Source organism: Variovorax sp. 22077, from assembly GCF_052044195.1.
Lineage (GTDB): Bacteria > Pseudomonadota > Gammaproteobacteria > Burkholderiales > Burkholderiaceae_C > Variovorax > Variovorax atrisoli.
In genome coordinates this window covers 107,372-130,836 of the sequence record NZ_JBQEQC010000007.1, presented here as the reverse complement: position 1 = coordinate 130,836, position 23,465 = coordinate 107,372, and the positions used below count along the sequence as shown (strand labels likewise).

Genomic DNA, 23,465 nt, shown 5'->3' with positions numbered 1-23,465 from the left:
CCTCTGAATGGCTATGGCACCAGGCTTTCGACCCTACCCGCCGCGAATTGCGGCAGGTGTAGGCCTTGATGAAGATTTGCAATGCCGAAAGGCGCTTTTGCAAATTGCCTTTCAGCAAGTAACCTGGGCGATCCGGGTTTCGCGGCCCGTCATTCGGCCGCACGCGCGGGCACCAGGATCTCGCGCTGGCCGCTGCCGCTCATGGCGCTGACGAGGCCGGCCTTCTCCATGTCCTCGACGAGCCGCGCGGCGCGGTTGTAGCCGATCTTCAGGTGGCGCTGCACCAGCGAGATGCTGGCCTTGCGGTTCTTGAGCACCACTTCGACCGCCTGGTCGTACATCGGGTCCTTCTCGCCGTCGCCACCGCCGCCGAGCAGGTCGCCTTCACCGTCGCCATCGACCGTGCCGCCTTCGAGCACGCCCTCGATGTAGTCGGGCTCGCCCTGGCTCTTGAGGTAGGCCACCACGCGATGCACTTCGTCGTCGCTGACAAAGGCGCCGTGCACGCGGATCGGCAGGCCGGTGCCGCTGGGCATGTAGAGCATGTCGCCCATGCCGAGCAGTGCCTCGGCGCCCATCTGGTCGAGGATGGTGCGGCTGTCGATCTTGCTCGACACCTGGAAGGCGATGCGGGTCGGGATGTTGGCCTTGATCAGGCCGGTGATCACGTCCACGCTGGGGCGCTGGGTGGCAAGGATGAGATGGATGCCGGCGGCGCGCGCCTTCTGCGCGAGGCGGGCGATCAGCTCTTCGATCTTCTTGCCGACCACCATCATCAGGTCGGCCAGTTCGTCGATCACCACGACGATGTGCGGCTCGCACTTGAGCGGCTCGGGATCGTCGGGCGTGAGGCTGAAGGGGTTGTAGATGAACTCCTCGCGCGCCTTGGCTTCGTCGATCTTGGTGTTGTAGCCGGCCAGGTTGCGCACGCCCAGCTTGCTCATGAGCTTGTAGCGGCGCTCCATCTCGGCCACGCACCAGTTCAGGCCGTGCGCGGCCTGGCGCATGTCGGTGACCACGGGCGCCAGCAGGTGCGGGATGCCTTCGTAGACCGACATTTCGAGCATCTTCGGGTCGATCATGAGCAGGCGCACGTCGCGCGCCTCGGCCTTGTAGAGCAGCGAAAGGATCATCGCGTTGATGCCCACCGACTTGCCCGAGCCGGTGGTACCGGCCACCAGCACGTGCGGCATCTTCGCGAGGTCGGCCACCACCGGGTTGCCGATGATGTCCTTGCCGAGGCCCATGGTGAGCATCGACTTGCCTTCGTTGTAGACCTGCGAGCCCAGGATCTCGCTGAGCTTGATCGACTGGCGCTTGGCGTTCGGCAGCTCCAGCGCCATGTAGTTCTTGCCCGGAATGGTCTCGACCACGCGGATCGACACCAGCGAGAGCGAACGCGCAAGGTCCTTCGCGAGGTTGACGATCTGCGAGCCCTTGACGCCGGTGGCCGGCTCGATCTCGTATCGCGTGATGACGGGGCCCGGCGAAGCGAGCACCACGCGCACCTCGACGCCGAAGTCCTTGAGCTTCTTCTCGATCATGCGCGAGGTCATCTCGAGCGTGTCGGCCGAGACCGTCTCCTGGCGCGCCTGGGCGGGGTCGAGCAGGTCGACCTGCGGCAGCTTGCTGTCGGGCAGTTCCTTGAAGAGAGGCTTCTGGCGCTCCTTGACGACGCGGTCGCTGCGGGGCACCTCGGTCATCGCGGGTTCGATCTGCACCGGTGGCGATGGCGGGCGGCGCTTGGGACGCGGCTCGATGAGGATCTCGTCGTCGCCTCCGCCACCGCCGGCAAAGGCACCGGACGATGGCGACAGCGAGGGCTCGGAGCGGCCGGAATCGATGTCGTCGCGCGCGTAGGCGGACTCGTCGGCTTCCGCACGCTCGCGGGCAGCCTGCTTGCCCATGGCGATGTCTGCAGCCATCTCGCGCTTTTCACGGCGCGACTCGAACAGCGAATAGAAGCGTGCGCCGATGCGCTCGGCGATCAGACTCCAGGAGAAGCGGAACACCAGCGCGGAGCCGATCACGCCCCCGGCGATGGCCACCAGCGCCGAGCCGGTGAAGCCCATCCAGCGCACGCTGGCGGGACCGACCAGATAGCCCAGCGCACCGCCGCCGGAGCCCGGAAGGTGGGCTTCGAGCCGGTAAAGGCGCGACCATTCGAGCACCGTGCTCGCGCAGAGCAGCAGGACGAGGCCGAGCCAGAAGGCAAGGCGGCTGCGGTTGAAGCGCCCGCGCGGCGCAGTCTGTTCGGCGGCCGAGGGTTCGCCGCCGCGCAGCCAGTTGGCCAGCGAAGACAGCCAGGCGCGCAGCCCGGCGAAAAGGCACCACCAGACGGAATAGCCGGCGGCGTAGTAGCTGCCGTCGGCCAGCCAGGCGCCGATGCGGCCGCCCCAGTTCTTGATTTCGCCCCCGGTGCCCGAAGTGGACCAGGCGGCGTCGGAGGGCGTGAAGCTCAGCATCGAGAGCAGCCAGAACAGCAGCGCTGCGAATCCTGCGATCAGCGTGATCTCGTGCGCGAAGCGCATGGCGCGCACGCGCACGGGTTGCCCCTCGGCAGCAGAAGAAGATTGAAGCGTATTCAGCGAATAGGTCATGAAAAACACGGCGCCCGGCCTCGGGAAATTGGGGCCGGATGCACGAACACTACAACAAAAGGCCGGGGCCGCCGTTACAGGCGGCCCCGGCCCTGGAGGCTCAGGCCAGCGAAAGGAGCCGTTCCTTGACGATCATCGAACCGTCTTCCTGCGTCTGGACGAAACCGCGCTCCTCGAGATCCTTCATCACCCGGCTCACCATCTCGCGCGAGGCGCCGACCATCTTGGCCAGATCCTGGCGGGAGATCTTCTCGCGCACTTTGAGATTGCCGGCGCCGTCCTCGATGGCGAACTCGAGCAGCGAACGGGCCACGCGCCCGTAGACATCCATCAGCGCCAGCGACTCGATCTTGCGGTCGGCATGGCGCAGGCGCTGCACCAGGCCGCGCATGATGTTGTAGGCCATGGAGGAGTTCTCGGGCAGGCAGCGCGCGAAGGCGTCGCGGCCCAGCATGAGCACGTCGCACTGGATCTCGGTGCGCACGGTGGCCGAATGGGGCTCGTCGTCGATCAGGCTCATCTCGCCGAGGTAGTCGCCGGGATGCAGCGTTGCCAGGATGACCTCTCGTCCGCGGCTGTCGGCGCTGGTGACGCGAGCGCGGCCGGTCAGGATGATGTAGAGCGCATCGGACTTCTTGCCCTGCTCCACGACGACCTCCGCGCGCTTGAAGCGCTTCTTGATGATCGCGTCCGCGATGCTAGCGGACTGCGTGGCTGTCAACGACGCGAACAATGGAACGCGCCGAAGCAATTCGAGGTTGGACAGCATCGACATTTATCAATCCCTGAGATAGCGGGCGGAGCAATCCAGAAAGCAGCAAGCCGATGGATTACTACAATCGCGCGCATTGAAAACACCGTTTACCCGGTGTTGAACCGGGCAGTGATACTCCATATATATCGCTACCACCCTGAAAATGTACACGCTGACGCAGCGTCCATCCTAGGTTTCTACTCATGTCCGCTCCCCAACACGCCAAGGTTTTGATTCTGGGCTCCGGCCCTGCCGGCTATACGGCCGCCGTCTATGCAGCACGCGCAAATCTGCAGCCCCTGCTCATCACCGGCATCGCCCAGGGCGGGCAGCTGATGACCACCACCGAGGTCGACAACTGGCCGGCCGACGTGCATGGCGTGCAAGGACCCGACCTCATGCAGCGCTTCCTGGAGCATGCGGAGCGCTTCAAGACGCAGATCGTCTTCGACCACATCAACAAGGTCGACCTGAGCAAGCGCCCCTTCACCCTCACCGGCGACAGCGGCACCTATACCTGCGACGCGCTGATCATCGCCACCGGCGCTTCGGCGAAGTACCTGGGCCTCGACTCCGAACAGAAGTTCATGGGCCGCGGCGTCTCCGCCTGCGCGACCTGCGACGGCTTCTTCTACCGTGAGCAGGAAGTGTGCGTGATCGGCGGCGGCAATACGGCCGTCGAGGAAGCGCTCTACCTCGCCAACATCGCGAACAAGGTCACCCTGGTGCACCGCCGCGACAAGTTCCGGGCCGAGCCGATCCTGATCGACAAGGTCATGGAGAAGGTCGCCGAGGGCAAGATCGAGCTGAAGCTGCACAACGAGCTCGACCAAGTGCTGGGCGACGACTCGGGCGTGACGGGCATCCGCATCAAGAACACGCAGACCGGCGCCACGGAGCAGATCGACCTGAAGGGTTGCTTCATCGCGATCGGCCACCACCCGAACACCGACATCTTCCAGGGCCAGCTGGAGATGAAGGACAACTACATCCTGACCCGCTCCGGCCTGCAGGGCTTCGCCACGATGACCAGCATTCCGGGCGTCTTCGCCGCCGGCGACGTGCAGGACAACGTCTACCGCCAGGCCATCACCAGCGCCGGCACCGGCTGCATGGCCGCTCTCGACGCCCAGCGATTCCTGGAGCAGGACGGCACCCTGTAACCTGCAGGGCCCACAAAAGGGCTATAATCCGAGGCTTTGCCGAAACAGGGCTCTCTCACGAGCTACGGCAAAGCCGGGGTACCGCCACCCGTTTTCTGGCGAGGTCAAGCTGCAAAACACCTGCAATCGCCCTGATTGCCCCGGTGCCAGCTGTTCAAGAAAGAGTGTCCTCATGGCACGCGTATGCGACGTAACGGGCAAGGGCCCGATGGTCGGAAACAACGTTTCCCACGCCAACAACAAAACCAAGCGCCGGTTCCTGCCGAACCTGCAATACCGCCGTTTCTGGGTCGAAAGTGAAAACCGTTGGGTTCGCCTGCGTGTTTCGAGCGCCGCGCTGCGCCTGATCGACAAGAACGGTATCGACTCCGTGCTCGCAGACCTGCGTGCACGCGGCCAAGCCTAAGGAGCTGAATCATGGCAACGAGCAAAGGCGGACGCGAAAAGATCAAGCTGGAATCCACCGCGGGTACCGGCCACTTCTACACGACCAGCAAGAACAAGAAGACGATGCCTGAAAAGATGTCGATCATGAAGTTCGACCCCAAGGCGCGCAAGCACGTCGAATACAAGGAAATCAAGCTGAAGTAATTCGGCTCAGGTCTCCAAATAAAAAACCCGCTGCAAACACAGCGGGTTTTTTATTGCCTGTCTCTACACGTTTCGTATTTTCGCTCTGCCCTCTTTCATTGGGAATCTGGCACCCGCGAGAATTCGACGGCCATAAAAAAGCCGGCCTGAGGGCCGGCTTTTTTCGGGGAGAGCCCCGCTTCGCGTCAGGCGCGAGCGGCGCGCAGGCGGGTCGAGAAGTCGCGCAGGCCTGCGATGCCGCTGGCTTCCGCACGATGGCACCAGGCCGCCAGATCGGCCGCCAGCTGCTCGCGCGACTGCGAGGTGTTCAGCCACAACTGGCGCAGCTCTTCGCGCATCGTGACCATCTTGTCGAGCACTGGATGCGCGGCACGAGCCTGCACCACGTGCGAGCGGGCCGATGCAGGCACCTTGTCGTCGTCGCGGTGCAGCCAGCGCTTGGCAGCCTTGAGCACCGACAGGTCGGCGCCCTTGTTCTTCAGGGCAGCCAGCTCCTGGCTGGTGGCGCGGCGCATTTCACGCGCATAGCCGGCCATGACTTCGTAGCGGTTGGCGATGACGGCCTCGAGCGTCTTCTCGTTAGCCACGGGCTGGATATCGCCCATCAGCATCTTCGGCGGCACCTTCTTGACCTTGGCCCAACCCAGCTTCTGCAGCGCCTGGATGTAGATCCAGCCGATGTCGAACTCGTACTTCTTGACCGAGAACTTGGCCGATGTGGGGTACGTGTGGTGGTTGTTGTGCAGCTCTTCGCCGCCGATGATCAGGCCCCAGGGCATGATGTTGCGGCTTGCGTCGGGCGCCTCGAAGTTGCGATAGCCCCAGTAGTGGCCGATGCCGTTGATCACGCCGGCAGCGGTAATCGGAATCCAGAGCATCTGCACAGCCCACACGGCCATGCCGAGCGTGCCGAACAGCGCCAGGTTCAGGACCAGCATCAGGCCGACGCCCTGCCAGCTGTAGCGCGAATACAGGTTGCGCTCGATCCAGTCGTCGGGCGTGCCGTGACCGTAGCGCTCCATCGTTTCCTTGTTCTTCGACTCGGCACGGTACAGCTCGGCGCCGCGCCAGAGCACCTCCTCAATGCCCTTGACCTGCGGGCTGTGCGGGTCGTCCTGCGTTTCGCACTTGGCGTGGTGCTTGCGGTGGATCGCGACCCACTCCTTCGTCACCATGCCGGTGCCGATCCAGAGCCAGAAGCGGAAGAAATGCGACGGGATCGGGCCCAGATCCATGGCCCGGTGCGTCTGCGTGCGGTGCAGGAAGATCGTGACCGCGGCAATCGTGATGTGCGTGGTGGCGAGCGTGTAAAGCACGATCTGCCACCAGGTGAGATCCCAAAGGCCGTGTCCGAGCCAATCGATGGCCGCATTGAGGACGGCGGAGTCAGGAAGCAACATTGAGTCAGGTACTCCATCATGGCCACACGAATGTGCAGCCTTCAGATAACCCGCGATTTTAAGGCGCGAGGGCCTAAAACAAGCCCTTTAAACCTTCACGAAAAGCGCAGATTAACCCTAGTTTGGAGTCCGTCCTCTATTTGCGGTTCCAGGCTGCGGCAAAGAAACCGTCGGTCGAATGCAGGTGCGGCCAGAGCCGCAGATAGCGCCTGCCGCCCTCCCCGCCGGCACACAGCGCCTCGAAACCCTCGACCTTGAGCCCCTGCAGCAAATCCGCCACATCCACCGGCACGAAGTCGGGATTGGCCGCGCTGAAGGCCTCCGCGATGGCCTCGTTCTCCTCCGGCAGCACGCTGCACGTGGCGAAGACGAGACGCCCGCCCGACTTCACCAGCCGCGCGGCACTCTGCAGGATGGCCGTCTGCTTGACGGTCAGTTCCTCCACCGACTTCGGCGACTGCCGCCATTTCAGGTCCGGATTGCGCCTGAGCGTCCCCAGCCCCGAGCAGGGCGCGTCGACCAGCACGCGGTCGATCTTGCCCGCGAGGCGCTTGATCCGGTCGTCGCGCTCATGGGCGATGGCGGCCGGGTGCACGTTCGACAGCTTGCTGCGCGCCAGACGCGGCTTGAGCGCGTCCAGCCGGTGTGCCGAGACGTCGAAGGCGTAGAGGCGGCCGGTGTTGCGCATCGTGGCGCCAATGGCCAGCGTCTTGCCGCCCGCCCCCGCGCAGAAATCGACCACCATCTCGCCACGCTTGGCATCCAGAAGCAGCGCCAACAGCTGCGAGCCCTCGTCCTGCACCTCGATGGCTCCGCGGGCGAAGGCATCGAGTTTGGTCAGCGCCGGCTTGCCTTCGATGCGCAGGCCCCAGGGCGAGAACGGCGTTGCTTCCGATTTGATAGCAGCCAGCGCAAGCTCAGCCTTCACATCCGCACGCTTGTCGGTCAGGGCATTGACGCGCAGGTCGAGCGGCGCGGGCTCCTGCAGGGCCGCCACCAGCGGCCAGAAGCCCTCGCCGAGCTGCGCCTTCAGCGGCGCCACGAGCCACTCGGGCAGGTTGTGGCGATGGCGCTCCAGCAGGTCGTCGGCCTTGACCGCGTCGCAGTTGTCGAGCCAGCGCTTCTCGGTGTCGTTGAGCGCGCTCTTCAGGAAGTCGCGCGGGCCATGGAAACCCAGGATCGCCATCCGGCGCTCCTTGGAGCCGCTGCCCGAGGGCGAGAGGTGATCGAACAGCAGCTTCTTGCGAAGCACGGTGTAGACGGTTTCGGCGAGCGTCGCGCGCTCGCGCGGGCCGAACTCGCGGTGGTCGCGGAAGAACCGCGACACGACCTGATCGGCAGGGTGATCGAACTTCAGGACGAGGCCGACCAGATCGGCGGCGGCCTCCAACAGGGCTTTGGGATGCATTCCCCGATTGTCTCAGCCGCGGGAAACCCGGCCGGAGTCCTAGGCGTCGCGAACCCAGACCGCCCCGAAAGCCTCGCGCTCGACGTCTTCGAGCTTCGGCGAATGCCCGGCCCACAGCACCAGCGCGGCACCCGGCAGGGTGAGCGTCTGTTCCAGCTGGCGGCAGAGGTTCCAGCGGTCCTCGTCGTCGAGCCCCGGCAGTTCGACGAAGACGATGTAGGCGCGGCGCCACGGGAATTCGCGCAGGTTCTTGCGCACCAGCCAGGCCCGGGAGGCCGGCAGGCAGCGCACGAGGTCGGCCCGCAGCTCGCCCAGTTCGAAGTCGCTCAGGTCGTGCCGCGAAATCTGGCTGAAGAAGGGCGTGCCGGTGATCTCCTCCCAGGCGCGCGCCTCCGCCTCCTCCGCCTCCTTGAGGCGGCTGCGCCACAGCTTCAGCGCCTCTTCGTCGTGCGGGCCCGAGTCCGGGTCCTCCAGCGAGGCCACGGCGCTCTTGGCGGCCCACCACCGGCTGGCCGCGCCCGAACCGTGCAGTCGCTCGAGCACCGCGAGACGCGCCTCGCGATCGCTCGCCGGCAGCATCTGGGCCAGTCCGCGCAGCGCGCCGGGGTGCTCGGGAGCGATCTGGAGCGCGCTCTCGTAGCGCACGCGCACGGCGGCGGACGGGTCGAGCCGCCGCTCGGAATCGGCCCATTCGACCATCTCGTCGGGCGTGTTGCGGTCGCCGCGGGCGGCCAGCACGGCGATGCGCTCGCGGATGCGCGAGCGGTGCGCATGGTGCTGCTTCCAGTCGGCGGCATGGGCGCGGCGCCACTGGCTGTCGAAATGCGCGATCCATTTCTTGCGGTCGGCCAGCATCTCGAGCGCAGGGCGCATCGACCACTCGGGCATGGCCGCAGTCTGGCCCAGCGCCTCCAGCCGGTCGCGCAGCACCGGGTGGGTGTCTTCCAGGTCGCTCACGCGGCGCATTGCCTCGCGCAGTGCCTGGCGGGCGAAGTTGTCGTCGGGGGGCGTGCGCACGCGCTTGCGCAGCGCCTCGAACGGCCCCGGCGGCAGCGGTTCGTGCTCGGCGCGGGCCCAGTGCCAGGGCCAGAACTCGTTGGCGTACCAGTTGGCCTTGATCGCGATCTCGGTCAGCGCGGCCGACGCCACCGACGTTCCCAGCAGCCGGCCCGCGATGCGGTCGGCCTCGTATTCGTCCTGCCGCGCCAGCGCGAAGGTCTTGGCGGCGAAGCGCGGGAAGTACCAGCGGAAGAAGGCCTGCGAGAACAGCGCCATCACGCCTTCGTTGCGCTGCAGGCTGGCATCGAGCTTGAGCCAGGACAGCCGGGTGCGGTAGATCCACGCGCTGAGCTGGCCGTGATTGCCCCGCAGGTGGCCGTATTCATGGGCCAGCACCGACAGCAGCCGCCGGCGGTCGAGCATCATCAGGAGCGGCAGGCCGATGCTCAGCGAATTGACGGCGCCGCCGAACAGGCCGAAGCGCGGCACCTGCCGGATGCTGGCGTTGAAGTCGTCATCGAGGTAGACGTGGTGGACCGGCGGCCCCTTGATGCGGGCGCGGATGCGATCCAGCGCCTCGAAAAGAGCGGGCGCGTCTTCCCGGCGCAGCTCGATGCCCTCGGGATCGTCGAAGCGCACCCACAGCGCGCGAAGCGTCGCCCACAGCAGGCCCAGGGCGAACAGCAGCAGCCAGCCGCGCGTGAAGTTGAAGCGCTGTTCGCCGATCGTGGAAAGGACCCAGGCGATGATGCCCACCGACAGCCCCAGGCAGCCCAGCACCCACAGGTAGCCGAGCGCGGCAAAGGCCGCGACGCTGCGTCGATAGCGCGCGCCGTCGTCCGCACTGGCATGCTCGCTCAGTCGAACCAGGTGAACAAAATCAGCGCGATCCATCCGACTCCAGTCAAATCAAGCCCGCCAGTTTTTTGAAGAAAGGCAAGCCGCCGTTGAACGACGAAGACCTCCCTCCCCTGATCGAAACGCCTCCCGGCCGCTATCGCCACTACAAGGGCGGCGAATACGAAGTGCTCGGCACCGTGCGCCACAGCGAGACGCTGGAGCCGATGACGCTGTACCGCGCCCTGTACGGCGCGCACGGCCTCTGGGTCCGGCCGGCCGCCATGTTCGGCGAAACCGTGGAGATAGACGGCGTCGCCCGCAGAAGATTCACACCGATCTGACCAGACAGGCTGCCAAAGTTCATCCTGCCTGGTCTGGTTGCTACCTTTTTCGCAGCAATCCGGAGAGGGTCAGCCGCAGCGGACGTCCGTCACGCGGTTGCGGGCGTCGACGTCGAGGTTGAGCCGCCCGCCATTGAGTTCCATCGTGGTCGCTTCGCCCGGCTTGAGGACGCGCACCGTGCCGGCCCCGGCCCGCACACGGGCGGCTGCTTCGAGCTGCGGCGACAGCGGCTGGCCGACGGCGAAGCGGGCGCCGTCCGCATTGCACTGATACACCGGCTCCGGCGGCGGCGCAGGAGGTGCCGCGGGTGCGGGCGCAGGCGCCGGAGCGGCGCAGCCCGCCATCAGGGCAGCGCCTGCAAGCGCCAGCAGCAACGATTGGTTCTTCACTTTTCTGACTCCCGAAAACCCACCAATATAAACAACTTTACTCATTGTGACTCGATGTATCCGCGAGCCAACCGGCGATGGCTCGCGGATACAACAGATGCTCCTGCGAGAGCACCCGGGCTGCCAGCGCGGCCGCCGTGTCACCAGGCAGCACGGGCACCACCGCCTGCGCGAGGATCGGTCCGTGGTCGAGCTCAGTTGTTACCTGGTGCACCGTCACGCCAGCCACCTTGCAGCCCGCCTCGATGGCGCGCTGGTGCGTGTTCAGCCCCGGAAATGCCGGCAGCAGCGAGGGATGGATGTTGACCAGCCGGCCGGCATAGCGGTTGACGAAGCCCGGTGTCAGGATGCGCATGAACCCCGCGAGCACCACCAGTGCCGGTTCGTAGCCGTCGACCACCTTCGCCAGCGCCTCGTCGAAGTCCTCGCGGGTGGCGAAATCCTTGTGCGGCACCACCGCGGTGTCGATGCCCTGGGCCCTGGCGATGGCCAAACCGCCGGCCTCGGCCTTGTTGCTCAAGACGGCGGCGATGCGGGCGCCGAAGCGCTCGGCCCAGCGGTCGCGCCCGGCGGCGCGCACGATGGCCTCCATGTTGGAGCCGCCGCCGGAGATCAGGATCACGATGTTCTTCATGGGAGGCGGGATTATCCGTGCCCGGCATCCGCCACCTCGTCCGGCAAGCCGCGCTTGTCGCGGCGCGGACACCGCATCACAGCACGACCGTGCTAAAACTCGCGATTCCGGAGACACACCGACCGCGTCTGCGGTGGACCGATCAACACAGCGAGGCACGCATGGATTTGAGCTTCACACCCGAAGAACAGAAGTTCCGCGAAGAAGTTCGCGCCTGGGTCAAGGACAACCTTCCCAAGGAGATTTCTCACAAGGTACACAACGCGCTCGAACTGACGCGCGACGATCTGCAAGGCTGGGCCAAGATCCTCGGCAAGAAGGGCTGGCTCGGCTATGCCTGGCCGAAGGAATTCGGCGGCCCGGGCTGGACCGCCATCCAGCGCCACCTGTTCGAGGAAGAAACCGCCCTGGCCGGCGCGCCGCGCATCGTGCCCTTCGGCCCCGTGATGGTCGCGCCGGTGATCATGGCCTTCGGCAACGCGGAGCAGCAGAAGCGCTTCCTGCCCGGCATCGCCAGCGGCGAAGTCTGGTGGAGCCAGGGCTACAGCGAACCGGGCTCGGGCTCCGACCTGGCCTCGCTGAAGACCAAGGCCGAGCGCAAGGGCGACAAATACATCGTCAACGGCCAGAAGACCTGGACCACGCTCGGCCAGTACGGCGACTGGATGTTCAACCTCGTGCGCACCAGCAGCGAGGGCAAGCCCCAGACCGGCATCAGCTTCCTGCTGCTCGACATGAAGTCGCCCGGCGTCACCGTGCGCCCGATCAAGCTGCTCGACGGCAGCCACGAGGTCAACGAGGTGTTCTTCGACAACGTCGAGGTGCCCGCCGAGAACCTGATCGGCGAGGAGAACAAGGGCTGGACCTACGCCAAGCACCTGCTCTCGCACGAGCGCACCAACATCGCCGACGTGAACCGCGCCAAGCGCGAGCTCGAGCGCCTCAAGCGCATCGCCAAGGCCGAAGGCGCCTATGACGACCAGCGCTTCCGCGACGAGATCGCCAAGCTCGAAGTCGACATCGTCGCGCTCGAGATGATGGTGCTGCGCGTGCTCTCTGCCGCCACCTCGGGCAAGAACTCGCTGGACGTGGCGGGCCTGCTCAAGATCCGCGGCAGCGAGATCCAGCAGCGCTACAGCGAACTGATGATGCTGGCCGGCGGCGCCTACTCGCTGCCGCTGATCCGCGAGGCGATGGAAGCCGGCTGGCAGGGCAACTTCCCCGGCGGCAACCCGGCGCTCGCGCCGCTGGCGTCGACCTTCTTCAACATGCGCAAGACCACCATCTACGGTGGCTCGAACGAAGTGCAACGCAACATCGTCGCGCAGACGGTTCTGGGCTGAGGAGACAACGAGCATGGACTTCAATTTCACCGACGACCAGGAACAGCTGCGCGACGCGGTCCGCAAGTGGGTCGACAAGGGCTACGACTTCGAGCGCCGCCGCGGCATCGAGGCCAAGGGCGGCTTCTCGCGCGAAGCGTGGGACGAACTGGCCGAGCTCGGCCTGGGCGGCCTCTACATCAGCGAGGACGACGGCGGCCTGGGCATGGGTCCGGTCGCGGGCATGGTCGTCATGGAAGAACTGGGCCGCGGCATCGTGCTGGAGCCCTTCTCGCAGACGCTGATCGCCGGCGCGGTGCTCAGCGGCTACGCGGGCGCCGACACCAAGGAAAGCTGGCTGCCGCGCATCGCGGGCGGCCAGGCCATCGTGGTGCTGGCCTACCAGGAGCGAAAGGCGCGGTGGCGCCTCGACGTGTGCGAGGCGCACGCCGCCAAGGCTGGCGACGGCTGGTCGCTGACCGGCGCCAAGAGCGTGGTGCCCGTGGGCGATGAAGCCGATGCCTTCCTGGTGCCGGCCAAGGTCGACGGCAAGATCGCCCTCTTCCTGGTCGAGCGCAGCGCCAGCGGCGTGGAAGCGCGCGGCTACGGCACGCAGGACGGCTCCCGCGCCGCCGAGGTCGTGTTCGACAAGGCCGACGCCACGCTGCTGACGCTCGACGGCCTCGCCGCGCTCGAATACGCGGTGGACGTCGGCATCGCCGCCCTCTGCGCCGAAGGCGTGGGCGTGATGGACAAGACCGTGGACCTCACCGTCGAGTACCTGAACCAGCGCAAGCAGTTCGGCGTGGTCATCTCCAGCTTCCAGGCGCTGCGCCACCGCGTGGCCGACATGAAGATGCAGTTGGAGCTCGCCCGCTCGATGAGCTACTACGCCACGCTCAAGCTCAACGCCCCGGCCGACGAGCGCCGCCAGGCGCTGGCCCGCGCCAAGTACCAGCTCGGCGTGTCGATGCGCTACATTGCCGCGAATTCGGTGCAGCTGCACGGCGGCATCGGCGTGACCGACGAATACATCGGCAGCCACTACTTCCGCAAGCTCACGCAGATGGAAATGACCTTCGGCGACACGCTGCACCACCTGGGCGAAGTCTCCGCCCGCATGCAGGACACCGCCGGCGTCTTCGCCTAGGACAAGGCTCGCCCCCGGGCTGCGCACACTTCGTGTCGCCGCGGCCCGGCGAAGCCGGCTCCGCGGTGTTCCGCTAGCATCCAACGCCCGCCCGCTTCGCGCTGGCGGGCGTTTTCACTTGGCCCCTCACACCCGGACCCCAGGAACGAAACATGCAGACTCGCCGCTCTCTTCTGGTCGCCATGGCCGCCACCGGAACCACTGCCGCCATGCTGACCGCCTGCGCCACCTCTCCCACGCCTTCCTACACCGAGCGCCCGCCGATCGTGTTCATGCACGGCAACGGCGACTCGGCCGCGCTCTGGCAGACGACGATCTGGCGCTTCGAATCGAACGGCTGGCCGCGCGACCGGCTTTTCGCGGTGGACCAGCCCAACCCGGTGGCTCGCGACGATGACGCCGTGGCGCAACCCGGGCGCAGTTCGACCGGCGAATCGGCCGTGTTCCTCAAGGCCGAGGTCGACAAGGTGCTGAAGGCCACGGGCGCGAGCAAGGTCGTGCTGATAGGCAACTCGCGCGGCGGAAACACCATCCGCAACTACGTGCAGAACGGCGGCGGCGCGGCGGTCGTGAGTCACGTGGTGCTGGGCGGCAACCCGGCTCACGGAATCTGGGCGGTGAAGGGCCTGCGCGAGAACAACGAGTTCTCGGGGCTCTCGGGCTTCATGCAGCAGCTCAACGCGCCGAAGGGACCGAACGGCGAGGAAGTCACGCCCGGCGTGAAATGGCTGACGCTGCGCTCCGACAACAACGACAAGTACGCGCAGCCCGACGGCGTGTGGATCGGCTCCCCCGGCAAGCCGACCAACATCGGCTTCGACGGGCCGGCGCTCAAGGGCGCGACCAACATCGTGCTGCCGCGCGTCGACCACCGCGAGACCTCCTTCTCGCCCGCCGCCTTCGCCGCGACCTGGCAGTTCCTGACCGGACAGGCACCCCGCACCACCGAGGTCGCGCCCGAGGCGACCGTCGTGCTCAACGGCCGCGCGCTCGGTGCCGAGAACCTCCCGCTCAACGGTGCCACGGTCACCGTCTACGCGGTCGATCCAGCCACCGGCGCCCGGCTCGGCGAAGCGGTCTTCACCAAGTCCATCGGCGCCGACGGCCGCTGGGGGCCCTTCAAGGCGCGGGGGGACGCGGCCTACGAATTCGTGCTGGCCACGCCCAGCTACGGCACCACCCACATCTACCGCAGCCCCTTCCCGCGCAGCAGCGGCGTGGTGAACCTGAAGCCGGAGCGCGTCACGCCGGCCGACGGCAGCACCGGCGCGGTCGTCGTCTTCACCCGGCCGCGCGGCTACTTCGACGCCCAGCGCGACACCATGCGCTTCGACGGCCAGAGCCCGCCGGCGGGCGTACCGCCCAAAGGCTCGGGCGTGTCGAGCTCGCGGCTGCGTACCGCCGCCGCCGAACCACAGCGCGCGGTGACGGGCGAATTCAACGGCGAGCGCATCACCGGCCTGACCTGGCCCGCAGCGAGGGAGCACGTGACGGTGCTCGAACTGACCTACTGAACAAGGCAAGCAGGCCATGACAGACGGCAACGACGCTCCCTTCGTCCTGCAGTCGCGCGACGCGCGCGGCGTGGTCACACTGACGCTGAACCGGCCGGCCGCGTTCAACGCGCTCTCCGAAGGCATGCTCGGCGCGCTCGAGCAGGCGCTGGGCGAAGTCACGGCCGACGGCGGCGTGCGCGCGGTGGTCATCGCCGGGGCCGGCAAGGCCTTCTGCGCCGGCCATGACCTGAAGGAGATGCGCGCCGCGCCCTCGCTCGACTATTACGAGCAGCTGTTCGAGCGCTGCGGCGCGATGATGCTGTCGATACAGAAGCTGCCCGTACCGGTGATCGCGCGCGTGCACGGCATCGCGACGGCGGCGGGCTGCCAGCTGGTCGCGGTCTGCGACCTGGCGGTGGCTTCGAGCGACGCGCGCTTCGCGGTCAGCGGGGTGAACGTCGGCCTCTTCTGCGCCACGCCGAGCGTCACGCTTTCGCGCAACCTCGGGCGCAAGCAAGCCTTCGAGATGCTGGTGACGGGCGAATTCATCAGCGCGCAGGAGGCGCGCGAGAAGGGCCTGGTCAACCGCGTGGCTCCGGCCGGGGAACTGGATGCGACGGTCGAATCGCTGGTCGCCAGCATCGTCGCCAAGCCCCGCACCGCGCTCGCGCTGGGCAAGGCCCTCTTCTACCGCCAGCTCGAAACCGGCATCGAGGCAGCGCTGGCCGATGCCAGCCAGACCATGGCCTGCAACATGATGGACGAGAGCGCGCTGGAAGGCGTGCAGGCCTTCATCGAGAAGCGCCCGCCGGCCTGGAAGCGCTGATCAGGCGGCCGGCCAGCTAGGAATCGTGCAGCCGCGAGCTCTGCGGCAGGTGCGCCATCAAAAACTCCATCTGGTCCGCGAGGATGCGCCTGTTTCGCAGGATGAAGTCTTCCCAGAGGCTGGGCACGTAGGGCGCATACAGCAGCGGCATGCCGGCCTGCTCGGGCGTGCGGCTGCTCTTGCGGTGGTTGCAGGGCCTACAGGCCGTGACCACGTTCATCCAGGTGTCGATGCCCCGCTGGGCGAACGGGATGATGTGCTCGCGCGTGAGTTCGTCTTCGTGGAAGTGGCCGCCGCAGTAGGCGCAGATGTTGCGGTCTCGCGCGAAGAGCTTGCTGTTGGTGAGCCCGGGGCGCAGCGCGAAGGGGTTGATGCGGGGCACGCCCTTGGTGCCGATGATGCTGTTGATCGCGATCTGCGACTGCTCGCCGGTGATCGCGTTGTGGCCGCCACGGAACACCGCCACCTGCGCACCCACTTCCCAGCGGACTTCGTCCGCGGCGTAGTGGATCACCGCCTGTTCCAGCGAAATCCATGACTGGGGCAGCCCTTGGGCCGACAGCTTCAAGACCTTCACACACGCCTCCTCGAAAAGGGAGAGAACACGGAAAGACCAGGGACACGGAGCGCGTTGGAGACCCACGCCGATCAACGCACTGCGTCACAATATACCGGCTTTGTGACAAATCGGCCTGATCCGCCCAATCGACGGGCGGAAGGCGCTATCAAAAAGATACTCACCGATGCAGGTTTTTCGTGGCTTCCGGCACCCTGGCGTTGCCCCCGCCTGCGCCCTCACCATTGGCAATTTCGACGGCGTGCACCGCGGCCACCAGGCCATGCTCGCGCTCTTGCAGACCGAGGCCCGCCAGCGCGGGCTGCCGAGCTGCGTGCTCACATTCGAGCCCCATCCGCGGGACTATTTCGCCGCCGTCACCAAGAAGCCCGACCTCGCGCCGGCGCGCATCGGCACGCTGCGCGACAAGCTCAGCGAACTGGCCGCCTGCGGCGTGACGCAGACCGTCGTGCTGCCCTTCGACGCCCGGCTGGCCTCCCAGTCGCCGGAGGAATTCATCCAGAAGGTGCTGATCGACGGCCTGGGCGCGCGCTACGTGCTGGTGGGCGACGACTTCCGCTTCGGCGCCAGGCGGGCCGGTGACTACGCCATGCTCGACGCGGCCGGCGATACCCACGGCTTCGACGTGGCGCGCATGAACAGCTACGAGGTGCACGGCCTGCGGGTGTCCAGCTCCGCCGTGCGCGAGGCGCTGGCCGAAGGCCGCATGGCCGACGCCCACACCCTGCTGGGCCGTCCGTACGCCATCTCGGGCCACGTGGTCCACGGCCGCAAGCTGGGCCGCGCGCTGGGCGCCTCGGCGCCGGGCAAGGACGATGGCTTTCGCACCCTCAACCTGCGCTTCAAGCACTGGAAGCCGGCCGCCAGCGGCATCTTCGCGGTGCTGGTGCACGGCCTGTCCGAGCGGCCGCTGCCGGGCGTGGCCAACCTGGGCGTGCGCCCTTCGCTGGACGCCAACGACGTCAACGGCGGGCGGGTGCTGCTCGAAACCCATTGCCTGGAGTGGCCCTCCCATCTGGGAGCCGAAGGGGCCTACGGTAAAATCGTCCGCGTGGAACTCCTGCACAAACTGCACGACGAATTGCGCTACACCAGCCTCGAGGCCCTCACCGCGGGCATCGCGAAGGATGGCCGCGACGCTCGCGCGTTCTTCGCATCGACCCACGCCGAAACCCACCGCCAGACCACGCGGGACCGAATTTAGCCCTGCACGCACCGTGCTGCCGCCCTTCGACAAGCTCAGGGCGAACGGCTTCACCTTCCGCACCGACACGCTTCATGCAGTTCGGGCTGAGCCTGTCCAAGCCCCCTCTGTTTCGCACCCAACATGTCTGACGCTGCTTCCCCCAAAGACTACCGTTCCACGCTGAACCTGCCCGACACCCCCTTCCCGATGCGCGGCGACCTGCCCAAGCGCGAGCCGGGCTGGGTGAAGGAATGGAATGACGAAGGTGTCTACCACCGCCTGCGCGACGCCCGCCACGGCGCGCCCAAGTTCATCCTGCACGACGGCCCGCCCTACGCCAACGGCCAGATCCACATGGGCCACGCGGTGAACAAGATCCTGAAGGACATGATCACCAAGGCGCGCCAGCTCGAAGGCTACGACGCGCTCTACGTGCCCGGCTGGGACTGCCACGGCCTGCCGATCGAGAACGCCATCGAAAAGCAGTACGGCCGCAACCTCAGCCGCGACGAGATGCAGGCCAAGAGCCGCGCCTTCGCCACCGGGCAGATCGCCCAGCAGATGGCCGACTTCCAGCGCCTGGGCGTGCTGGGCGAATGGGACCATCCCTACAAGACGATGGACTTCGCCAACGAGGCCGGCGAGCTGCGCGCGTTCAAGCGCGTGATCGAGCGCGGCTTCGTCTACCGCGGCCTCAAGCCGGTGTACTGGTGCTTCGACTGCGGCTCGTCGCTGGCGGAGTTCGAGATCGAGTACGCCGACAAGAAGAGCCAGACCGTCGACGTCGCCTTCAAGGCGCACGACCGCGAGAAGGTGCTCAAGGCCTTCGGCACCGACCACACGATCCTGGGCGACATCTTCGCCGTGATCTGGACCACCACCGCCTGGACCATCCCCGCCAACCAGGCGATCAACCTGAACCCCGAGCTCGAGTACTCGCTGGTCGACACCGAGCGCGGCCTGCTGATCCTGGCCAACTCGCTGGTCGAGATGTGCATGACGCGCTACGCGCTCGACGGCAAGGTGCTGGCCACGGTCAAGGGCGAGAAGCTCGGCGGCCTCGAGTTCGAGCATCCGCTGTACGACGCGGACGCCGGCTACAGGCGCCTGTCGCCGGTGTACCTGGCCGACTACGCCACCGCCACCGACGGCACGGGCCTGGTCCACTCCTCGCCCGCGTACGGCCTGGACGACTTCAACTCCTGCGTCGCCCACGGCGTGGCCTACGACGACATCCTGAACCCGGTGCAGGGCAACGGCAGCTACGCGCCCGACTTCCCGCTCTTCGGCGGCCAGAACATCTGGAAGGCCGTGCCGGAGATCATCGCCGCGCTGCGCGATGCCAACCGCCTGCTGACCACCGAGACCATCACCCACAGCTACCCGCACTGCTGGCGCCACAAGACGCCGGTGATCTACCGCGCGGCCGCGCAGTGGTTCATCCGCATGGATGAGGGCGAGGGCGTGTTCACCAAGGACAAGGCGCCCAAGACGCTGCGCCAGACCGCGCTCGACGCCATCGAGCAGACCAGCTTCTACCCCGAGAACGGCAAGGCGCGCCTGCACGACATGATCGCCGGACGGCCCGACTGGTGCATCTCGCGCCAGCGCAGCTGGGGCGTGCCGATCCCGTTCTTCCTGCACAAGGACTCGGGCGAGCTGCATCCGCGCACCATGGAGATCCTCGACCAGGCCGCCGACATCGTCGAAAAGGGCGGCATCGAGGCCTGGAGCCGCGTCACCGTCGAGGAAATCCTCGGGGCGGAGGACGCGCCGCACTACACCAAGAGCACCGACATCCTCGAGGTGTGGTTCGACTCGGGCTCGACCTTCTCGCACGTGCTGCGCGGCACGCACCCCACCGTGCACCACGAGACGGGGCCCGAGGCCGACCTGTACCTCGAAGGCCACGACCAGCACCGCGGATGGTTCCATTCGTCGCTGCTCATCGCCTGCGCGCTGGAAGACCGCGCGCCGTACAAGGGCCTGCTGACGCACGGCTTCACGGTCGATGCCAAGGGCATCAAGATGAGCAAGTCGCTCAAGAACGGCATCGACCCGCAGGAAATCAGCAGCAAGCTGGGCGCGGAGATCATCCGCCTGTGGGTGGCCGCGAGCGACTACTCGGGCGACATCGCGGGCGACGACAAGATCCTGGCGCGCGTGGTCGACGCCTACCGCCGCATCCGCAACACGCTGCGCTTCCTGCTCGCGAACACCAGCGACTTCGACATCGAGAAGGACGGCGTGCCGCTCGACCAGCTGTTCGAGATCGACCGCTACGCGCTGTCGCGCGCCGCGCAGTTCCAGGCCGAGATCCTCGCGCACTACAAGGTGTACGAGTTCCACCCGGTGGTGGCCAAGCTGCAGATCTACTGCTCGGAAGACCTGGGCGGCTTCTACCTCGACATCCTGAAGGACCGCCTCTACACCACGGCCCCGGGTTCGCTGGCGCGCCGCAGTGCGCAGACGGCCCTGTGGCACATCGCGCAGGCGATGCTGCGCTGGATGGCGCCCTTCCTGAGCTTCACCGCCGAGGAGGCCTGGAAGATCGTGGGCACCGGCAAGCCGGGCGACTCGATCTTCACGCAGACCTACAGCCAGTTCGCCGCGCCCGACGAGGCGCTGCTGGCCAAGTGGAACCGCATCCGCGAGATCCGCGACGTGGTCAACAAGGACATCGAGGCCGTGCGCGCCGAAGGCAAGGTCGGCTCGTCGCTGCAGGCCAACCTGCAGCTGACGGCCCCGGCCGACGACTTCGCACTGCTGGGCTCGCTGGGCGAGGACCTGAAGTTCGTCTTCATCACCTCCGCCATCGCGCTGGCCGCGGGCGAGACGCTCTCGACGGTGGTCACGCCGAGCGCCGCGCAGAAGTGCGAGCGCTGCTGGCACTACCGCGACGACGTGGGCCACGACCCGGCCCATCCGACGATCTGCGGGCGCTGCACCAGCAACCTGTTCGGCGCAGGCGAATCGCGGAGCGTTGCCTGATGGCCGCCGCCCGTTCCATGTCGTCCGCCTCGCGTTCGCGCGGCGGCAGCATCTGGCCCTGGCTCGGGCTGGCGGTGATCATCGTGATCATCGACCAGTTCACCAAGACGCTGATCCTGGGCTACTACAAGCTGGGCGACGCGACCTACGTCACGAGCTTCTTCAACGTGGTGCGCGCCCACAACACGGGCGCCGCCTTTTCGTTCCTCGCCGACCACTCGGGCTGGCAGCGCTGGCTGTTCACCGCCATCGGCGTGGGCGCGGCGGTGTTCATCGTGTGGATGCTGAAGTCGCACGCGGGGCAGAAGCTGTTTTCGTTCTCCATGGCCTGCATCCTGGGCGGCGCCATCGGCAACGTGGTCGACCGGATGATGCACGGCTACGTGGTCGACTTCCTGAGCTTCCACGCGGGCAACTGGTACTTCCCGGCCTTCAACGCGGCCGACAGCGCCATCACGCTCGGGGCGATCTGCCTGATCGTCGACGAGATCCGGCGGGTCCGCCGGGGCAAGTAAAAGCTCATCGAAATCCAGAACAAGGGGCCCGCAGGGCCCCTTTTCTTTTGGCCCGCACTGCCTGCGAAAGCCGAGGGTTTCTCCCGCTTTCTCGCCATGTCATAACAAAGTCATACTGCCGCGGTTCAATGTAAACGATTACATGAGCACCGCACGATGAGCATCCAAGCCGTTGCAGCCAAAGCCGGGGTCTCGGTGGCCACCGTCTCGCGCGCCTTCAACTTTCCGGACAAGGTGACGCCCGCCACGCGCGAGCTGGTGGAACGCGTGGCGCGCGAGCTCAACTACGTGCCGAACGCCAGCGCCCGCACCCTGCGCACCCAGCGCAGCCGCGTGCTCGGCGTGGTGCTGCCCACCCTGCTGAACCCGACCTTCGCCGAATGCCTGCAGGGCATCGCGCGCGCGGCCATCGCCGGGGGCTACGCGATCATCCCCGTCACCACCGGCTACCGGATCGAAGAAGAGGAGCGCGCCGTGCATCTGCTGCTCGCGGGCAGCGTCGACGGCCTGATCCTCGTGGTGTCGAACCCCTCGACCTCGGCCGCCCTGCCCCGCCTGCAGGCGGCCGGCGTGCCCTACGTGCTGGCCTACAACCGCCACCCCGCGCACCCCTGCGTGTCGGTCGACAGCGAAAGCGCGGTGGCCGATGCGGTCGCGCGGCTGGTGCTGCTGGGCCACCGGCGCATCGCGATGGTCAGCGGCACGCTCGCCGCCTCCGACCGCGCGCAGCAGCGCTATCGCGGCTTTCGCAAGGGCATGGCCGAAGCGGGCCTGCCGCCGCCTGCGCTGATCGAGGTGCCTTTCGTCGAAACCGCGGTGGATGCGCTCTCGAAGCAGCTGCAGGCGCGCAACCGCCCCACGGCACTGATCTGCTCGAACGACCTGCTGGCCATCCGCAGCATCCGGGCCGCGCACCTCAGCGGGCTTTCCGTGCCGGGCGACCTCAGCGTGGTCGGCTTCGACGGCATCGCGCTCGGCGAAGACCTCACGCCCGCGCTCACCACCATCGCCCAGCCCAACAGCGACATCGGCCGCCACAGCGTGGAACTGCTGATCCAGGCCATGGCCAGCGGCGCCGCGCTGCAGGCCGACGCGAGCCTGCTGCTTGCGCATTCATTTCGAGACGGCGAGTCGTGCGCCTCGGCGCACGAGAACGAAAACGACAGCCAGGACAACAACGCCGCAATTCCCTGACCCTCAAGACCCCCCGTTACCTGCCTACATCCATCCAAGGAGCCTTTCGATCATGTCTCTTCGCTTCCACCGCCTGGCCCGCCTCGGCCTGCTCGCCGCCACGCTCGCAGCCGGCAGCGCCATGGCCCAGACCGCCATCTGCTACAACTGCCCGACCGAATGGGCCGACTGGGGCACCCAGCTCAAGGCCATCAAGGCCAAGACGGGCATCACCGTGCCGCCGGACAACAAGAACTCCGGCCAGTCGCTCGCGCAGCTGGCCGCCGAGAAGGCCAGCCCCGTCGCCGACGTCACCTACCTCGGCGTGACCTTCGCGGTGCAGGCCGCCAAGGACGGGCTGGTCGAGCCCTACAAGCCGGCCGCCTGGAAAGACATCCCCGACGGCCTGAAGGACCCGGCCGGCAACTGGTTCACCATCCACTCGGGCACGCTGGGCTTCATGGTCAACGTCGACGCGCTCAAGGGCAAGCCGGTGCCGAAGTCGTGGGCCGACCTGCTCAAGCCCGAGTACAAGGGCCTGATCGGCTACCTCGACCCGGCCTCGGCCTTCGTCGGCTACGTCGGCGCGGTCGCGGTGAACGAGGCGCGCGGCGGCACGCTCGACAACTTCAAGCCGGCAATCGACTACTTCAAGGCGCTGCAGAAGAACGAGCCCATCGTGCCGAAGCAGACCTCCTATGCGCGCGTGCTCTCGGGCGAGATCGCGATCCTGCTCGACTACGACTTCAACGCCTACCGCGCCAAGTACAAGGACAAGGCCAACGTCGCCTTCGTGATCCCGAGCGAAGGCACGCTGGCCGTTCCCTACGTCATGAGCCTGGTCGCCAAGGCCCCGCACGCGGCCGACGCGAAGAAGGTGCTCGACTTCACCCTGTCCGACGAAGGCCAGGCGATCTGGGCCAAGGCCTACCTGCGTCCGGTGCGCGCCAGCGCCATGCCCAAGGACATCGAGGCCCAGTTCCTGCCGGCCAGCGAGTACGCGCGTGCCAAGAGCGTGGACTACGGCCGCATGGCCGCCGCGCAGAAGGCCTTCTCCAACGAGTACCTGAAGGAAGTCCGCTGAGCGGATGCCGCGCGCGATGACGCAA

The 23,465-nt window shown here is 66.9% G+C and carries 21 protein-coding genes; 13 read left to right on the top strand and 8 right to left on the bottom strand.

Annotation, left to right across the window (positions count from 1 at the left end):
* Positions 1-149: 149 nt before the first annotated feature.
* Complete coding sequence (locus ACTJLF_RS12385) at positions 150-2,600, bottom strand: DNA translocase FtsK (RefSeq protein ID WP_440883170.1); 2,451 nt, start codon at positions 2,598-2,600, stop codon at positions 150-152.
* Positions 2,601-2,700: 100 nt separating this feature from the next.
* Positions 2,701-3,375, bottom strand: coding sequence for a Crp/Fnr family transcriptional regulator (locus tag ACTJLF_RS12380; RefSeq protein ID WP_019654268.1), 675 nt, complete (start codon positions 3,373-3,375; stop codon positions 2,701-2,703).
* A gap of 182 nt (positions 3,376-3,557) precedes the next feature.
* Between ACTJLF_RS12380 and trxB the strand changes: the two genes are divergently transcribed.
* From trxB to rpmG, 3 genes are all read left to right on the top strand, one after another.
* The gene (gene trxB / locus ACTJLF_RS12375; protein WP_019654269.1) at positions 3,558-4,517 is read left to right on the top strand and encodes a thioredoxin-disulfide reductase; all 960 of its coding nucleotides are present in this window, start codon (positions 3,558-3,560) and stop codon (positions 4,515-4,517) included.
* Positions 4,518-4,689: 172 nt separating this feature from the next.
* Positions 4,690-4,923: a 50S ribosomal protein L28 gene (gene rpmB / locus ACTJLF_RS12370; RefSeq protein ID WP_019654270.1), complete on the top strand. Its 234-nt coding sequence runs from the start codon at positions 4,690-4,692 to the stop codon at positions 4,921-4,923.
* Between the two features lie 11 nt (positions 4,924-4,934).
* Positions 4,935-5,108: a 50S ribosomal protein L33 gene (gene rpmG, locus ACTJLF_RS12365; RefSeq protein WP_007830291.1), complete on the top strand. Its 174-nt coding sequence runs from the start codon at positions 4,935-4,937 to the stop codon at positions 5,106-5,108.
* Between the two features lie 185 nt (positions 5,109-5,293).
* On the opposite strand, the gene ACTJLF_RS12360 is transcribed toward rpmG, so the two are convergent.
* The 3 genes from ACTJLF_RS12360 to ACTJLF_RS12350 all read right to left on the bottom strand — a co-directional run bounded on the left by ACTJLF_RS12360 (position 5,294) and on the right by ACTJLF_RS12350 (position 9,809).
* Complete coding sequence (locus ACTJLF_RS12360; RefSeq protein WP_019654271.1) at positions 5,294-6,508, bottom strand: DesA family fatty acid desaturase; 1,215 nt, start codon at positions 6,506-6,508, stop codon at positions 5,294-5,296.
* A gap of 136 nt (positions 6,509-6,644) precedes the next feature.
* Positions 6,645-7,916: an RsmB/NOP family class I SAM-dependent RNA methyltransferase gene (locus ACTJLF_RS12355; protein WP_440883169.1), complete on the bottom strand. Its 1,272-nt coding sequence runs from the start codon at positions 7,914-7,916 to the stop codon at positions 6,645-6,647.
* Between the two features lie 39 nt (positions 7,917-7,955).
* Positions 7,956-9,809 carry a M48 family metallopeptidase gene (locus ACTJLF_RS12350; RefSeq protein ID WP_440883168.1) on the bottom strand — a complete coding sequence of 618 codons (1,854 nt, stop codon included), beginning with the start codon at positions 9,807-9,809 and terminating at the stop codon, positions 7,956-7,958.
* Between the two features lie 53 nt (positions 9,810-9,862).
* On the opposite strand from ACTJLF_RS12350, the gene ACTJLF_RS12345 reads away from it, so the two are divergent.
* Positions 9,863-10,096: a DUF1653 domain-containing protein gene (locus ACTJLF_RS12345; protein WP_019654274.1), complete on the top strand. Its 234-nt coding sequence runs from the start codon at positions 9,863-9,865 to the stop codon at positions 10,094-10,096.
* Between the two features lie 69 nt (positions 10,097-10,165).
* Here the strand turns inward: ACTJLF_RS12345 and ACTJLF_RS12340 are convergent, their stop codons facing one another.
* Together ACTJLF_RS12340 and purN are read right to left on the bottom strand one after the other, a co-directional pair.
* On the bottom strand, positions 10,166-10,486 hold the full coding sequence (locus ACTJLF_RS12340) for an I78 family peptidase inhibitor (protein WP_019654275.1): 321 nt from the start codon (positions 10,484-10,486) through the stop codon (positions 10,166-10,168).
* A gap of 37 nt (positions 10,487-10,523) precedes the next feature.
* Complete coding sequence (gene purN / locus ACTJLF_RS12335) at positions 10,524-11,120, bottom strand: phosphoribosylglycinamide formyltransferase (protein ID WP_440883167.1); 597 nt, start codon at positions 11,118-11,120, stop codon at positions 10,524-10,526.
* A gap of 161 nt (positions 11,121-11,281) precedes the next feature.
* On the opposite strand from purN, the gene ACTJLF_RS12330 reads away from it, so the two are divergent.
* The 4 genes from ACTJLF_RS12330 to ACTJLF_RS12315 all read left to right on the top strand — a co-directional run bounded on the left by ACTJLF_RS12330 (position 11,282) and on the right by ACTJLF_RS12315 (position 15,914).
* Positions 11,282-12,463 (top strand): acyl-CoA dehydrogenase family protein, encoded by a 1,182-nt coding sequence (locus tag ACTJLF_RS12330; RefSeq protein ID WP_019654277.1) that lies wholly within the window; start codon positions 11,282-11,284, stop codon positions 12,461-12,463.
* 13 nt (positions 12,464-12,476) lie between these two features.
* Complete coding sequence (locus tag ACTJLF_RS12325; protein ID WP_019654278.1) at positions 12,477-13,592, top strand: acyl-CoA dehydrogenase family protein; 1,116 nt, start codon at positions 12,477-12,479, stop codon at positions 13,590-13,592.
* 152 nt (positions 13,593-13,744) lie between these two features.
* Complete coding sequence (locus ACTJLF_RS12320; protein ID WP_440883166.1) at positions 13,745-15,106, top strand: alpha/beta fold hydrolase; 1,362 nt, start codon at positions 13,745-13,747, stop codon at positions 15,104-15,106.
* Between the two features lie 16 nt (positions 15,107-15,122).
* Entirely contained in the window at positions 15,123-15,914 is a 792-nt protein-coding gene (locus ACTJLF_RS12315; RefSeq protein ID WP_440883165.1) for an enoyl-CoA hydratase, read from the top strand.
* A 16-nt stretch (positions 15,915-15,930) separates the two neighbouring features.
* Here the strand turns inward: ACTJLF_RS12315 and ACTJLF_RS12310 are convergent, their stop codons facing one another.
* Positions 15,931-16,491: an HNH endonuclease gene (locus ACTJLF_RS12310; protein WP_019654281.1), complete on the bottom strand. Its 561-nt coding sequence runs from the start codon at positions 16,489-16,491 to the stop codon at positions 15,931-15,933.
* Between the two features lie 166 nt (positions 16,492-16,657).
* Between ACTJLF_RS12310 and ACTJLF_RS12305 the strand changes: the two genes are divergently transcribed.
* From ACTJLF_RS12305 to ACTJLF_RS12285, 5 genes are all read left to right on the top strand, one after another.
* Positions 16,658-17,695, top strand: a complete 1,038-nt coding sequence (locus ACTJLF_RS12305) for a bifunctional riboflavin kinase/FAD synthetase (protein ID WP_145760520.1) — start codon at positions 16,658-16,660, stop codon at positions 17,693-17,695.
* Positions 17,696-17,818: 123 nt separating this feature from the next.
* The gene (ileS, locus tag ACTJLF_RS12300; RefSeq protein WP_019654283.1) at positions 17,819-20,668 is read left to right on the top strand and encodes an isoleucine--tRNA ligase; all 2,850 of its coding nucleotides are present in this window, start codon (positions 17,819-17,821) and stop codon (positions 20,666-20,668) included.
* Positions 20,668-21,183 (top strand): signal peptidase II, encoded by a 516-nt coding sequence (gene lspA / locus ACTJLF_RS12295; RefSeq protein ID WP_019654284.1) that lies wholly within the window; start codon positions 20,668-20,670, stop codon positions 21,181-21,183. The genes ileS and lspA overlap by 1 nt, the downstream gene beginning before the upstream one ends.
* A 156-nt stretch (positions 21,184-21,339) precedes the next feature.
* Positions 21,340-22,377 carry a LacI family DNA-binding transcriptional regulator gene (locus ACTJLF_RS12290; protein WP_019654285.1) on the top strand — a complete coding sequence of 346 codons (1,038 nt, stop codon included), beginning with the start codon at positions 21,340-21,342 and terminating at the stop codon, positions 22,375-22,377.
* A gap of 52 nt (positions 22,378-22,429) precedes the next feature.
* The gene (locus tag ACTJLF_RS12285) at positions 22,430-23,440 is read left to right on the top strand and encodes an ABC transporter substrate-binding protein (RefSeq protein WP_440883164.1); all 1,011 of its coding nucleotides are present in this window, start codon (positions 22,430-22,432) and stop codon (positions 23,438-23,440) included.
* Positions 23,441-23,465: the final 25 nt, after the last annotated feature.

Excerpts from the sequence above, each read along its gene's own strand:
- ACTJLF_RS12385 (WP_440883170.1), bottom strand. The coding sequence starts at position 2,600 with ATGACCTATTCGCTGAATACGCTTCAATCTTCTTCTGCTGCCGAGGGG.
- ACTJLF_RS12380 (WP_019654268.1), bottom strand. The coding sequence starts at position 3,375 with ATGTCGATGCTGTCCAACCTCGAATTGCTTCGGCGCGTTCCATTGTTC.
- trxB (WP_019654269.1), top strand. The coding sequence starts at position 3,558 with ATGTCCGCTCCCCAACACGCCAAGGTTTTGATTCTGGGCTCCGGCCCT.
- rpmB (WP_019654270.1), top strand. The coding sequence starts at position 4,690 with ATGGCACGCGTATGCGACGTAACGGGCAAGGGCCCGATGGTCGGAAAC.
- rpmG (WP_007830291.1), top strand. The coding sequence starts at position 4,935 with ATGGCAACGAGCAAAGGCGGACGCGAAAAGATCAAGCTGGAATCCACC.
- ACTJLF_RS12360 (WP_019654271.1), bottom strand. The coding sequence starts at position 6,508 with ATGTTGCTTCCTGACTCCGCCGTCCTCAATGCGGCCATCGATTGGCTC.
- ACTJLF_RS12355 (WP_440883169.1), bottom strand. The coding sequence starts at position 7,916 with ATGCATCCCAAAGCCCTGTTGGAGGCCGCCGCCGATCTGGTCGGCCTC.
- ACTJLF_RS12350 (WP_440883168.1), bottom strand. The coding sequence starts at position 9,809 with ATGGATCGCGCTGATTTTGTTCACCTGGTTCGACTGAGCGAGCATGCC.
- purN (WP_440883167.1), bottom strand. The coding sequence starts at position 11,120 with ATGAAGAACATCGTGATCCTGATCTCCGGCGGCGGCTCCAACATGGAG.
- ACTJLF_RS12330 (WP_019654277.1), top strand. The coding sequence starts at position 11,282 with ATGGATTTGAGCTTCACACCCGAAGAACAGAAGTTCCGCGAAGAAGTT.
- ACTJLF_RS12325 (WP_019654278.1), top strand. The coding sequence starts at position 12,477 with ATGGACTTCAATTTCACCGACGACCAGGAACAGCTGCGCGACGCGGTC.
- ACTJLF_RS12320 (WP_440883166.1), top strand. The coding sequence starts at position 13,745 with ATGCAGACTCGCCGCTCTCTTCTGGTCGCCATGGCCGCCACCGGAACC.
- ACTJLF_RS12315 (WP_440883165.1), top strand. The coding sequence starts at position 15,123 with ATGACAGACGGCAACGACGCTCCCTTCGTCCTGCAGTCGCGCGACGCG.
- ACTJLF_RS12305 (WP_145760520.1), top strand. The coding sequence starts at position 16,658 with ATGCAGGTTTTTCGTGGCTTCCGGCACCCTGGCGTTGCCCCCGCCTGC.
- ileS (WP_019654283.1), top strand. The coding sequence starts at position 17,819 with ATGTCTGACGCTGCTTCCCCCAAAGACTACCGTTCCACGCTGAACCTG.
- lspA (WP_019654284.1), top strand. The coding sequence starts at position 20,668 with ATGGCCGCCGCCCGTTCCATGTCGTCCGCCTCGCGTTCGCGCGGCGGC.
- ACTJLF_RS12290 (WP_019654285.1), top strand. The coding sequence starts at position 21,340 with ATGAGCATCCAAGCCGTTGCAGCCAAAGCCGGGGTCTCGGTGGCCACC.
- ACTJLF_RS12285 (WP_440883164.1), top strand. The coding sequence starts at position 22,430 with ATGTCTCTTCGCTTCCACCGCCTGGCCCGCCTCGGCCTGCTCGCCGCC.